General features: G+C 51.0%; 11 protein-coding genes. 3 read left to right on the top strand and 8 right to left on the bottom strand.

Annotated features, from left to right (window positions below):
• Window positions 1-49 precede the first annotated feature (49 nt).
• Both erpA and pepQ read left to right on the top strand, forming a co-directional pair.
• Window positions 50-397 carry an iron-sulfur cluster insertion protein ErpA gene (erpA, locus tag EFO84_RS02795; protein ID WP_127346547.1) on the top strand — a complete coding sequence of 116 codons (348 nt, stop codon included), beginning with the start codon at window positions 50-52 and terminating at the stop codon, window positions 395-397.
• A 67-nt stretch (window positions 398-464) separates the two neighbouring features.
• Window positions 465-1784 (top strand): Xaa-Pro dipeptidase, encoded by a 1320-nt coding sequence (gene pepQ, locus EFO84_RS02790; RefSeq protein ID WP_127346546.1) that lies wholly within the window; start codon window positions 465-467, stop codon window positions 1782-1784.
• Here pepQ and EFO84_RS02785 read toward each other — a convergent pair.
• Both EFO84_RS02785 and EFO84_RS02780 read right to left on the bottom strand, forming a co-directional pair.
• Complete coding sequence (locus tag EFO84_RS02785) at window positions 1781-2905, bottom strand: anhydro-N-acetylmuramic acid kinase (RefSeq protein ID WP_127346545.1); 1125 nt, start codon at window positions 2903-2905, stop codon at window positions 1781-1783. The genes pepQ and EFO84_RS02785 overlap by 4 nt on opposite strands.
• Window positions 2905-4251, bottom strand: a complete 1347-nt coding sequence (locus tag EFO84_RS02780; protein WP_431355313.1) for a peptidoglycan DD-metalloendopeptidase family protein — start codon at window positions 4249-4251, stop codon at window positions 2905-2907. The genes EFO84_RS02785 and EFO84_RS02780 overlap by 1 nt, the downstream gene beginning before the upstream one ends.
• 185 nt (window positions 4252-4436) lie before the next feature.
• On the opposite strand from EFO84_RS02780, the gene tyrS reads away from it, so the two are divergent.
• Window positions 4437-5642 carry a tyrosine--tRNA ligase gene (gene tyrS / locus EFO84_RS02775; RefSeq protein WP_127346543.1) on the top strand — a complete coding sequence of 402 codons (1206 nt, stop codon included), beginning with the start codon at window positions 4437-4439 and terminating at the stop codon, window positions 5640-5642.
• Here tyrS and EFO84_RS02770 read toward each other — a convergent pair.
• From EFO84_RS02770 to EFO84_RS02745, 6 genes are read right to left on the bottom strand one after another with little or no spacing between them, the layout of a single operon-like run.
• Window positions 5626-6468, bottom strand: coding sequence for a symmetrical bis(5'-nucleosyl)-tetraphosphatase (locus EFO84_RS02770; RefSeq protein WP_127346542.1), 843 nt, complete (start codon window positions 6466-6468; stop codon window positions 5626-5628). The two genes, tyrS and EFO84_RS02770, sit on opposite strands and share 17 nt — an antisense overlap.
• A 10-nt stretch (window positions 6469-6478) precedes the next feature.
• Complete coding sequence (apaG, locus tag EFO84_RS02765) at window positions 6479-6847, bottom strand: Co2+/Mg2+ efflux protein ApaG (protein WP_205701925.1); 369 nt, start codon at window positions 6845-6847, stop codon at window positions 6479-6481.
• Window positions 6848-6855: 8 nt separating this feature from the next.
• Window positions 6856-7653: a 16S rRNA (adenine(1518)-N(6)/adenine(1519)-N(6))-dimethyltransferase RsmA gene (gene rsmA / locus EFO84_RS02760; RefSeq protein ID WP_127346541.1), complete on the bottom strand. Its 798-nt coding sequence runs from the start codon at window positions 7651-7653 to the stop codon at window positions 6856-6858.
• Window positions 7650-8630, bottom strand: coding sequence for a 4-hydroxythreonine-4-phosphate dehydrogenase PdxA (pdxA, locus tag EFO84_RS02755; RefSeq protein WP_127346540.1), 981 nt, complete (start codon window positions 8628-8630; stop codon window positions 7650-7652). Before pdxA ends, rsmA begins: the two co-directional genes overlap by 4 nt.
• Window positions 8627-9913, bottom strand: coding sequence for a peptidylprolyl isomerase SurA (surA, locus tag EFO84_RS02750; protein WP_127346539.1), 1287 nt, complete (start codon window positions 9911-9913; stop codon window positions 8627-8629). Before surA ends, pdxA begins: the two co-directional genes overlap by 4 nt.
• Before the next feature lie 9 nt (window positions 9914-9922).
• The gene (locus EFO84_RS02745) at window positions 9923-12199 is read right to left on the bottom strand and encodes an LPS-assembly protein LptD (RefSeq protein WP_127346538.1); all 2277 of its coding nucleotides are present in this window, start codon (window positions 12197-12199) and stop codon (window positions 9923-9925) included.
• Window positions 12200-12355: the final 156 nt, after the last annotated feature.

Raw genomic sequence — 12355 nt, 5'->3', positions numbered from 1 at the left:
CTCAGGTAAGCGAAAATAGAGCCCTGTTGTTTAGAGGTAACCATCCATCATGACTGTAGCAGCGCAAGCTATGCCCATTCAGTTTACTGAAGCGGCCGCCAACAAAGTAAAAACACTGATTTCTGAAGAAGAAAATCCAGAGCTGAAATTACGCGTGTACGTCACCGGTGGTGGCTGTTCGGGTTTTCAGTACGGTTTTACCTTTGATGAGAAAGTGAATGCTGGCGACACCCAAATCGAGCGTAATGGGGTATTGCTAGTGGTTGATCCCATGAGTTTGCAGTACTTGGTAGGCGGTACGGTGAACTATGAAGAAGGCTTGCAAGGCGCACGCTTTTTTGTCGAAAACCCCAATGCCACCTCAACCTGCGGCTGCGGTTCTAGCTTTACTATTTAACATTGCGGATGAGATAGACCTCGCTTTCGGTTAGAATGCCTCTACATTCGACCAGCGAGGTTTTTTTATGAGTTCTTATGCCCAGCATCTCAGCACTGTTTCTGCACGCTTCGATGAAGCCCTTGCGGCAACTGGCTATGACGCGGTAATCATTTACGCCGGCCAACCACGATACGCTTTCCAAGACGATAACCCGTACGCTTATCGGGTTAACCCATTATTCAAATACTGGCTGCCCCTGACTCATAGCCCGCAGAGTGCGCTGTACTATAAGCCCGGTCATAAGCCGGTGGTATTTTTATACCAACCACGCGATTTTTGGCATGCCCAAGTGGCGATTGCGGCCGGTGAATGGCAACAACATGTCGACTTAGTGGTCATTGATGACCCGCTAAAAATTGCCGCTCATTTGGGCGACAAGCTCAAGCAGGCGGTGCTATTAGGTGAGGATTTCGCGGAGCCAGCGAGCAGTTGGCCAGTATCGCAGCGCAACCCGCAAGCCTTATTAGACTATCTGCATTATCAACGTGCGGTAAAAACTGCGTGGGAAATTGACAACCTGCGCATCGCCAATGAACGCGCTACTCGTGCCCACGTAGCGGCACGCGATGCATTTTTCGCTGGTGCCAGTGAACTCGGTATTCAGCAAGCCTATTTAGCCGCTATTGATGCGCGCGAAATTGATATGCCGTACAACAATATCGTAGCGTTGAACGAGCATGGCGCAATTTTGCATTATGATATTTACCAACACCAAGCACCGCAGCCGGTACGCTCGTTTTTGATTGATGCTGGCGCCTATTACCACGGTTACTGTGCCGATATTACCCGTACCTACACCACTCAAACCAACGGCTTTTTTGCTGAGCTGATTGCCGCTATGGATGCCAAGCAACGTGGTTTGATTGACAGTATTCAGGTTGGTCAGAGTTATGCCGACTTACATGTCGCGCAGCACCACAATACCGCCCAGCTATTGCATGATTTTGGTCTGATGAATGGTTCGGTGGAGAGTATTCTGGCACAAGGCTATACCCGCGCATTCTTCCCTCATGGCCTTGGCCATTTGATTGGCTTGCAAGTGCATGACGTAGCCGGACACCTGAAAAATCCGCAAGGCGAGCTGCATGAGCGTGACCCAAATCATCCATTCTTGCGGCTAACCCGCACCATGGAAGAGGGTCAGGTGTTCACCATTGAGCCAGGTCTGTACGTGATTGACCAACTGCTGGAGCCTTACGCTGGCAATACTGATTTTAATTGGCAGCGGATTGATGAATTACGGCCTTATGGCGGTGTGCGGATTGAAGATAGTGTCGTAGCAAGTGCTAGCGGAAAGCACCAGAACCTTACTCGTGATGCCTTTGCCAAACTTGGCGTGCGCTAATCCGGTAAAAACAGCCCGCCTAACACCGCGCGCCTGCTGGCGCCGGTTACGGCGGGTAAATTGGCCGGAATTCGTTGCATAAAGCAGTAGGCCAACCACGCGAAAGCCATGGCTTCAACGTGCTGCGGTTGCACCCCAAGAGTGGCCGTAGAATGCAGTTGTTGCCGCGGTAAATGGCGCTGTAACGCTGCCATTAACACACTGTTGTAAACCCCACCACCACACACGAAAACCTGCTCATAGGGCTGTTCAGAGCCATCAGTAAGGCCATTAATTGCCATCGCCACACTGGCGGCGGTTAACTCCACTAAGGTTGCCTGTACATCGGCGGCGGCCTCGTCGCCATGAAGATACTGCTTAAGCCAAGCTAAATTAAAGTCATCACGGCCAGTGCTCTTTGGCGCTGGGCGCTGGAAAAACTCCGCCTGTAACAGTTGCTTCAATAAGGCTGTATCAACCTGACCGTTGGCGGCGAAGGCGCCATCACGATCAAAACTTTCACCAGCATCGGGGTGACAGTAACCAAACCATTGGTCGAGCAGGGTATTGGCGGGGCCGGTATCAAAACCGATCACTGCCTCAGGTGCACCCGGTAGCACGGTGATATTCGCAATGCCACCCAGGTTCAGAATGATACGACGCTGCTGATTATTGGCGAAGATAGCTTGGTGAAATGCCGGTACGAGCGGCGCACCCTGGCCACCGAGGGCGATATCCTTGCGGCGAAAATCGGCCACCACGGCAATACCGGTGAGGCAGGCAAGGGTGTTTGGGTCGCCCAACTGCAGCGTGTAACTCGGGCTAGCGTAAGGCTGATGACGGATAGTTTGGCCATGGCTGCCAATAGCAACAATGTGCTCGACAGTTAGCTGTTGTTGCTGCAGCAAGCGGTGTACGACCACAGCGCAATACTGGGCAAATTCGCGATCGGCTTGCGCGAACACATGCAGCTCATTGCTGCTACTCTGGCAGAGTTGATGCAAGCGTTGGGCTAACGGCTCAGGGAGGGCTTCGCTATAGTGGGCAATGAAACGCGGTTGGGTATCACTGAAATCAACCAATACTGCGTCAAGGCCGTCCATGCTGGTACCAGACATCAGGCCGACGTAGTACTGGGTCATTACAACATCGCCAAATAAATGCGCTTGTTGGTGTTGAGCGCCGCCAAACGTTGCTCTGCGATACCACGGAAGCGCGGTAGTTCAGTGCCAGCCAGTGATTCAGCTTGCGGTAGTTCAACGGTGCGTGGATTACGATGCACCCCGTCCACCAGAAATTCGTAATGCAAGTGAGCGCCGGTAACACGACCAGTGGCGCCAACGCGTCCAATTAATTCGCCCTGCTTAACGCGCTGGCCGTTTTTCACCAAGCGTTTGCTCAAATGTAAATACTTGGTGACGTACCGTTCACCGTGTTGAATAAATACGTAATGACCATTCAAATTATTGTAGGCACTCGCGATTACTTTGCCATCGCCCGCTGACATCACTGGAGTACCGGTTTTGGCGCCATAGTCGATGCCATTGTGTGGGCGCACTTGACCAGTCACAGGATGTAAGCGGCGTGGATTGAAGTTCGAGGTGATATGGGTAAAGTTCACCGGCGAGCGCAGGAACGATTTGCGCATAGCGCGCCCCTCAGCAGTGTAATACTGACCGTTGTCGTGCAGGATGGCCTGAAACACTTGGCCACGGTTAACGAACTCGGCAGCCAGTACTTTGCCGAAACCAATAAACTCACCATCAACGTAATTGCGCTCGAACAGCAAACTGAATTCATCGCCTTCACGAATATCCAAGGCAAAGTCGATATCCCAACCAAACATATCGGCGACGCTCATGATTTGCTGTGACGTTAAGCCTGCTTCAAGCCCAGCGTTCCAGAAGTTACTGGTAATTTTGGCGAAGGCAAAACTAGGGCGGCTTTCAATGGTTTTGGTTTCAATATCGCTGCGATAACGCTCGCCTTCTTTGCTGACCACAAGTGTTTCAGTGGCACTCAGTTGGTAGGTAAGCTGCGCTAATTCACCGTTATCATCGCGGGCAAAACGTAAGGTTTCACCGGGGTGAATGCGGCGCAGCATTTTTTCTGCTTGGGCATCGCGGGTCAGCACATACAGTTGCTGTGGGGTGAACCCCATTTTGTCAAAAATGCGCGCTAAGCTATCACCACTACGGACCGTGTGACTGGTCCAGTTGAGTTGTTGCTCTGGGCCTGCGGTGGGTGCACTGCCAGTAGTATTAACGCTGACTTCGAGTGGGGTGGTAGCCTCAGCTTGGGCAAGCTCTAGGCTGAGATCATAGCGCTTACCGATTTCGAGTTCAGTTTGTTGGTTATCGAGATTGGCGCTCTGTCTTGACGCTGTCGCAGGCTCTGACGGAAGCAATAACAGCACCACTAATAGCGCACTGATACCACTCAGCAAGAGCCGATGGCGCCGCGGCAGGGCAGCGATAGTCGCAGTGATCCACTGTGGTATTGACATCATAACGTTCCGATTTAGCGCACAATTTTTATATAATTGTTGGCAGAATAATACGAAGCCGGCAATTTTTCCAGTTGCTTTACCCATTTTTGCGCTTAAAACCGCGCTGTAATTAGCATACAATGCGGGCTTGAGCGAGATAAGCAGGGTCAATAGAGGATGTCGTTATGGCGCTATCAGCTGCCGCAGCATTTGCTGAAATAGCACGTGGAACCGAAGAAATATTACTTGAAGATGAGTTAAAGGAAAAATTAGCCACTGGTAAGCCATTGATCATTAAGGCAGGCTTTGACCCAACCGCGCCTGATTTGCATTTTGGCCATACCGTACTGATCAACAAGCTGCGTACGTTCCAAGAGCTCGGTCATCAAGTGGTATTTTTAATCGGTGATTTCACCGGCATGATTGGTGATCCCACCGGTAAAAACGTCACTCGCAAGCCATTATCCCGTGATGATGTGCTGGCCAATGCACAAACCTATCAGCAGCAAGTGTTTAAGATCCTTGACCCAGCTAAGACCACCATTCGTTTTAATTCTGAGTGGATGAGTCAACTGGGTGCTGATGGCATGATCAAATTGGCGGCGCGACAAACCGTGGCACGCATGCTTGAACGCGATGATTTCAAAAAGCGTTACAATGGCGGCCAAGCCATAGCTATCCATGAATTTTTATACCCGCTGGTACAAGGCTGGGACTCGGTGGCATTAAAGGCTGATGTTGAGCTAGGTGGTACCGATCAGCGCTTTAACTTGCTGATGGGCCGCGAACTGCAAAAAGACGAAGGCCAGCGGCCGCAAACGGTTATTATGACGCCGCTGCTAGAAGGCCTCGATGGCGTGCAGAAAATGTCAAAATCGTTAGGTAATTACATCGGTATTACCGATGCCCCGAACGATATGTTTGGCAAAGTCATGTCGATCTCTGACGTCTTGATGTGGCGCTATTACGAGCTACTGAGTTTCCGTCCAATCGCGGAAATAGAGCAGTTCAAACAAGCTGTGGCCGACGGCGCCAACCCGCGCGACTATAAAGTGCTGTTGGCGAAAGAACTGATAGCGCGCTTCCATGATGAGGACGCAGCCGCCGCCGCCGAGCAGGATTTTATTGTGCGCTTCAGCAAGAACGCCATCCCCGATGAAATTGATGAGGTGACGGTGCATAGCGCGGGTGAAAGTATGGCGATTGCTAACCTGTTGAAAGAAGCTAATTTAGTCGATTCAACTTCAGAAGCTATGCGCATGATCAAACAACAAGCGGTCAAAATTGATGGTGACAAAGTCACTGATTCGCGGCTGATGGTGGCACCGGGTACCAGCGCGGTGTATCAAGTCGGCAAGCGTAAGTTTGCTCGCATTACCTTAACGGCTTAACCCCATTCAGCGCTGGTTGTTGCCAGCGCTGACCATCCGGCCACCGCCATAGGGTTAAATGCTCACCCCACACGCAGCCAGTATCTAAGCCAATCACATCATCACGCTGGGTGGCTCCGGCCAGAGCTGCCCAATGACCAAATACCAGCCGCTGATCACAGGGTTGCCATAATTCAAACCAAGGAATCAGACCGTGGCTGAGGCTATCGCTGTGTGGTGACTCTTTGCCAGCAAAGTCGAGGCGACCATCAGCGTAAACAAAGCGCATGCGGGTGAAGGCGTTGATGATAAAGCGGATACGTTGTTCGCCGGCTAAACCGCGTTGCCATTGCGCTGGTTGGTTACCGTACATGGTATGTAACCAGTGGCCTAGTTGTTGATTTTGCCAAGCGGCTTGCAGACTGGTCGTTACTTCTTGCGCATAGGCAGCCGCTTCAGCGACTGTCCACCATGGGTAAATACCAGCATGAGTGACCACTAACTGCTGCTGCTGTAACAGCAAAGGGCATTGGCACAACCAATCAATGATGTTCTCACGCTGCTCGCTGGGCAACGCTAAGATAGGTTCTAAGCGATCCGAGGGTTTGGCGGCTTTGACGCCAGTCAAAATGCTCAGTAAATGTAAATCGTGATTACCCAATACCGTTTTGGCGGCATCGCCAAGTTGCTGAAATAGCTGTAAGACCGCCAGTGAATTGGGGCCACGAGCAACTAAGTCGCCCACTGCCCATAATTGATCAAAACGTGGATTAAAAGAAACCTTCTCGAGCAGCGCATCTAACTCGGCATAACAGCCTTGAATATCGCCGACCAAATAGAGCGCCATAACTCGCTACTCAATGCAAAATGTTAGGAATGGCAAGCCGAAACGACGGGATCTCAACCTGAAACAGCTCGCCTTGGTTATCGACCATGCCGTAGTGCCCTTGCATGCTCCCAATCGGTGTTGCTAGCACGGTACCACTGGTGTAGCTGTAGCTTTCACCGGCGGCAATTAACGGCTGTTGACCGACCACGCCATCGCCGGCAACCCGAGTGATTTTGTGGTTAGCATCAGTAATTTGCCAAGCACGATTGAGCAGTTGTACTGGCACGTCACCGCTGTTGTGAATGGTGATGGTATAGGCGAACACATACTGCTGTTGCTCTGGCGCCGACTGGGCCGGCAAATACTGGCTGGTAACGCTAATTTCTACCTGACGCATAGCGCTCTCTATAGTTGTTGATGGTACCAATTAGCCAACTTACAGTAATCCGCCACCGCTATGGTTTCTGGGCGCGCGTCGGGGTCAATCCCCAATGCTTCAAGTTGACTATCACTGATGATCTGCTTCAAGTTATTACGAATGGTTTTGCGCCGTTGATTAAAGGCCACCAAACAAATTTTATGCAGTGTTGCGCGGTCGGTGACCGGGTACGGCGACTCACGATAAGGCTGCAAGCGCACTATGGCAGACTCTACTTTGGGAGCGGGAGTAAAGGCTTCAGGTGGTACCAATAACACCAGCTCTACCGCACAGGCCTGCTGAACGGCCACACTAATACGGCCATAATCGCGACTACCCGGTGCTGCTGCTAAGCGCTCAACTACCTCTTTTTGCAGCATAAAATGCATATCTTGCACGATATCCAGCTGTTCCAGTAAGTGGAATACCAGCGGTGTAGAAATATTGTAGGGTAGGTTGCCAAATACGCGTAACAAGCCGTTATCAGCAAATTGCCGAAAATCAGTTTTCAAGGCATCGCCGCGATGAACCTGCAGCTTACTGGCCAACAACGGATGGCGTTCAAGCCGATCGGCTAAGTCGCGGTCGAGTTCTACCACGGTCAAATGGCCAGCACGTTCTACCACTGGCTCGGTCAATGCGGCTAGACCCGGACCAATCTCGACCAGATTCTCGCCAGGCTGAGGATTGATGGCATCAACGATATCGGTGATGACAAACTGGTCATGTAAAAAGTTTTGCCCAAAGCGCTTGCGAGCGCGATGGCCTAAGTGAGTTTGACTCATGCAGATACCATATCAATTGCTGTACGCACAGCGAGTTGTGCACTGCCGCTGTGGATGGTGCCACGACCGGCTTTATCAAGCGCGGTGCCGTGGTCGACAGAGGTGCGAATAAAAGGCAACCCTAAGGTAATATTAACCGCCTGGCCAAAGCCTTGATACTTCAACACCGGTAGGCCTTGATCATGGTACATCGCGATCACTACATCGGCATGTTGCAAATAGTCTGGTTGGAACAAGGTATCGGCTGGCCATGGCCCGCTGATATCAATCCCTTGCTGCTGCAATCGAGCGATAGCTGGGCTAATAATGTCGATTTCTTCGCGGCCCAAATGGCCTTGTTCGCCGGCATGTGGATTTAAACCGGTCATCACAATACGCGGCTGAGCAATCCCAAATTTGTGTTGTAAATCAGTCGCAACAATCTGCGTAACCTGTTCAATTAACTCGCCGGTGATAGCCTGTGCTACTTTGGCAAGAGGTAAGTGAGTGGTCACTAACGCCACCCGCAAATCAGCGCTGGCGAGCATCATCACCACCTGCTTGGTCTGACTCACCTCAGCAAAAAATTCGGTATGACCAGAGAAGTCGATACCGGCATCATTGATGATACCTTTATGCACTGGGCCGGTGACCACAGCGGCAAATTCACCCTGCAAACAGCCGTGTGCAGCGCGTTCAAGCGTGGCAATAACTGCGGCGGCGTTCGCAACATTGAGCTTACCCGGCTGAATGCTCTCGGTATAGTCGCAGGGTAACAAGGTGAGGCTACCAGCAGCCTGCGCTTGTGCAGGCTGTTGTGGCTGGTAGTCGCGCAAGGTGAGCGCTATGCCGAGTTGCTCAGCGCGCTGCAGTAAGCATTCAGCGCTGGCTAACACCACCAGTTCTATAGGCCATGCAGATTGACTCAGGTAGACTGCCAGATCAGGACCAATGCCTGCTGGCTCGCCTACGGTGAAGGCAATCCGCTTTACCGTCATAGTTCAACCTGTTCGATATACGCTTGGTCGCGGATCTCTTGTTGCCAGTTTTCCAGTTCTTCTTGGTATTTGCGGCTAAACAGCATTTGATAAGCGCGATTCTGGTTACTGGCACGGGTGGTATCTTGCACTCGTGTACCTAGTACCTCAACGATATGCCAGCCAAACTCGGTCTTAAAGGGCTCACTCACTTCGCCGACCGGGGTGGTCTTGATGGTGTCACGAAATACTGGGGTAAATATTTCTGGATCAGACCAGCCTAAGCTACCACCTTGTTGTGCTGAGCCTGGGTCCGCTGAATGTTCGCGCGCTAAGTCAGCAAATTCAGCTTCGCCGGCTAACAGTTGTTGACGATAACCGTCCAGCATTTCTTTGGCACGTGCGTCCGATAAAATAATCGACGGGGTAATGAGAATATGGCGTGCCTCGTATTCAACGATTTCGACGCGATCAACACCACGGGTATCAAGTACTTTCAGAATATGAAAACCAACGCCGCTGCGCAGTGGGCCAACTAACGTGTCTTTTTCTTTGCCACGTACTACTTCAGCGAACAAGGTCGGCATAGCGTTGATGTTCATCCAGCCTAAATCACCGCCTTCAAGCGCTGACGAGCCAGACGATGAGGTGATCGCTGCTTGGGCAAAATCGGCACCATTGCGAAGACGAGATAATAGAATATCGGCGTTATCGCGCGCTTTTTGAATCTGTTCGGCAGTCGAACCTTCAGGCGTTGCCACCAAAATATGACCGAGGCGATATTCGGTTTCTTGTTCGGCCATTTGTTCAATGACTTTGGTGAGGTTATCCACCTCTTGTGGCGAAACGTAGACGCGTCGCTGCACTGCACCGCGCTGCACTTCGCCGGTAACCATTTCATCGCGAATATTTTCGCGATAAGCCTGCCAACTTAGCCCGCTTGCTTCAATATCTTCACGCATTTCGTCGAGTGTGGCACCGGCTTCACGGGCCATGGTCACTAAGGCTTGTTGTAATTGCGCATCACTCACCTCAATACCAACACGACGCGCCATTTGCATTTGCAGTTCGCGTAATACCAAGCGGTCAATCGCCTGCACCCGCAATACGCTGTCCGCTGGCAAAGTCAGTTTTTGCGCCTCAGCGTTACGCTTGACTTGGGTTAACATTTGTTGAATTTCACTCTCTAACACCACGCCGTCGTTAACAATAACGGCGACCCGATCGAGCACTTCTTGGGCTTGGCTGACAGCACTGCTGACGACAATCAGCATCATGCCTAACCACTTAACTAATTTATTCATGTAAACGACCTAGTTACTTAAATGAAATGGGTGGCGGTAGCCAAACAGACTTTGCTCGAGTAAATCGATTAAACTGCGCTTGTCACTACCTAAGCCCTTGATTATAAACTGCACACTAATACCGTTATCGAACTCTGGAGTGCCTACAATGGGGCTTCCTAGTGCTTCGGCGACGCTACGATTAATACGCCGATAGGCACCGATACGGAAGGCCCAACAACAATCACTGTACTGTACGGCAAACAGTGCATCGTTGGTACGCTTTTGCCCTAAATCGTAGTACCAATTACTGGCTAATTGCCACTGTGGTGATAGCTCGAAGACCGCTTGAACACCGAGCTGTTCGATATTATCACCCAATAACGTGGTGACGTTACGATGGCTAAATTGCACCAAGTTCGCTTGGTCCTTGCGATACTCTACTGCTGTCTGACTCTTTTGCGTGCGGTTGAGTTCCATATCGTATTGCAAGGCGCTATTAAAGTACCATCGATCAGAGATACGAATGCGACTTTCTAGGGCTAAATCTGAGCGACTAGCGGTCACCGTACCGGTGTTACCCAGTAGTTCCGTTCGGCTATCTTCAAAGTAATAAATTTGCGCCGCACTAAACCGAAATACTTCGCGAGAACTGCTGTCGTACAGGCTACTGGAGGCGCCCACAGTCACTTGATTGGCATCAGCAATACGGTCAAGACCACTGAAGCGGCGGGCCCTAAACAAACCACGGTAGTCGTCTTGCATCAGCGTGGCGTCATAAATACCGATACCCGACTGATCGCGATAGGGGGTCCATAAATACTGTACTTGCGGTTCTAAGGTTTGCCGATAATCCTTACCAGCGAAGCTCAGCAGCCGCTCAAAATTGAGCCGCCCACGCCAGCGCACATGCGGCAGACCACGGCTTGGGTTAGCGCTGCGGCCACTGGCGAGGTCTTCAGCTTGATCATAATAGGTGTAGCTGTAGCCGACTTCAGCGAGCCAATCATAGCCCGGGCGCTCCATGTGATAGCGTACCTGTGGTTCAATATGCACTCGGGTGGCATAGTCGCGACTATCATCCTGATTGCGAAAATGGCTGATTTCGGAGGCGACTTGATATTCTAAATCAAGAGCACCTGACGCCACGTAGACGCTACTAATTTGCGGCAGGGTGCGATAGGGCGACCGATAGTTACCGAGCAATTCAAAATCTTCCGCACGAATGGTCACGCGCCAACTATCGCTGCGATAATCAGCTTGCGCATGACGATATAACTGGGCGTCAGCACGACCGGCAAAGTCGCTACCAAAATCACTCAAATAGTCGTCATCACTAATGCCAACACCATGCACATAGGTGCGCCATTGTTCGCTCCATACCTGCTGATGCTCGACGCGCCATTGAAAGCGCGAATTATCACTGGTGTAGGCTTTATCATTGCCTAAATAAGAAAGATTAAATTCACCACCACCATTCTGACTCCGATAGCGATACTCAGCCTGCATCATCAGGCCGCGTTCGGCCATGTAGCGCGGTGTAATAGTAGCATCCTGGTTGGCGGCAATATTGATGTAATAGGGTAGTTCGACTTCAAAGCCGTTCTGTTGCGATGAGCGTATGGTCGGAAACAGCAAACCACTTTTGCGTTCATCGTTGATGGGAAAATTGATATACGGCACATAAAGTACCGGTACTCCAAACAACTCAAAGCGTGCATGCCAGGCTTCGCCCCAAGCTTCATCTTCATTCAGTTGGATAGTTTGAGCACTGAGCTGCCAGGCCGGGTCATCGCTGGGGCAAGTGGTGAAGGTAGAGCCACTAAGGATCACTTGCTGCGGTTCAAGCGCTAATAAATCGGCTTTGCCGTGCGCTCCGGTGCTACCAATCTGATACCGTGCACCGCTCAGGTAAGCACGGTTTTCTGCCGAATTCAGACGAAAGTTTTCACTTGCCACTTGCACGTAACCGTCGCTAAAGCGCGTGGCACCACTGGCATTGATATTGCCGGATTGCTGGTTGATTTGCGCTTGTTCGGTCCATAGCTGTTGCTCATCCAGTTGCACTTCAACGTTGCCAAAGAATGATGCCACTTGCGTATCAGAGGCGACATCAGCGCGATCGGCGCGCACACCAATGGCGCCCATAGGCAACTGCACAAACGGCTTTGCGGTATTTTTAATCAGTGCTTGCGGAACTGCACATACGCCATAAGCGTCTGCAGATTGTTGGGCATTTGCCACAGTACTTCCGGCAGCACTGAGGAACAGTGCGAGCGATGTGCTGTAGGCTAAATTTTTCCGCATCTCGTTGGTGACCTAATGTTATTCTTGGCGTCTTGCAGGGTATGATAAAGCAATTTTTGTTACCCTGCCATTTGCTAAGCTACGGATTTTAGTGTGGCGAACATTAAAGCAGCTTAATTGCTGTGAAAATTCAGTTTATTTTTAGTCTGGCTGTTG

The sequence above is a fragment of the Pseudidiomarina mangrovi genome (assembly GCF_003999375.1).
Taxonomy (GTDB): domain Bacteria; phylum Pseudomonadota; class Gammaproteobacteria; order Enterobacterales; family Alteromonadaceae; genus Pseudidiomarina; species Pseudidiomarina mangrovi.
Note: the sequence above shows the minus strand (reverse complement) of the source record. Positions and strands in the feature narration are given on the sequence as shown.

Excerpts from the sequence above, each read along its gene's own strand:
- erpA (WP_127346547.1), top strand. The coding sequence starts at position 50 with ATGACTGTAGCAGCGCAAGCTATGCCCATTCAGTTTACTGAAGCGGCC.
- pepQ (WP_127346546.1), top strand. The coding sequence starts at position 465 with ATGAGTTCTTATGCCCAGCATCTCAGCACTGTTTCTGCACGCTTCGAT.
- EFO84_RS02785 (WP_127346545.1), bottom strand. The coding sequence starts at position 2,905 with ATGACCCAGTACTACGTCGGCCTGATGTCTGGTACCAGCATGGACGGC.
- tyrS (WP_127346543.1), top strand. The coding sequence starts at position 4,437 with ATGGCGCTATCAGCTGCCGCAGCATTTGCTGAAATAGCACGTGGAACC.
- EFO84_RS02770 (WP_127346542.1), bottom strand. The coding sequence starts at position 6,468 with ATGGCGCTCTATTTGGTCGGCGATATTCAAGGCTGTTATGCCGAGTTA.
- apaG (WP_205701925.1), bottom strand. The coding sequence starts at position 6,847 with ATGCGTCAGGTAGAAATTAGCGTTACCAGCCAGTATTTGCCGGCCCAG.
- rsmA (WP_127346541.1), bottom strand. The coding sequence starts at position 7,653 with ATGAGTCAAACTCACTTAGGCCATCGCGCTCGCAAGCGCTTTGGGCAA.
- pdxA (WP_127346540.1), bottom strand. The coding sequence starts at position 8,630 with ATGACGGTAAAGCGGATTGCCTTCACCGTAGGCGAGCCAGCAGGCATT.
- surA (WP_127346539.1), bottom strand. The coding sequence starts at position 9,913 with ATGAATAAATTAGTTAAGTGGTTAGGCATGATGCTGATTGTCGTCAGC.
- EFO84_RS02745 (WP_127346538.1), bottom strand. The coding sequence starts at position 12,199 with ATGCGGAAAAATTTAGCCTACAGCACATCGCTCGCACTGTTCCTCAGT.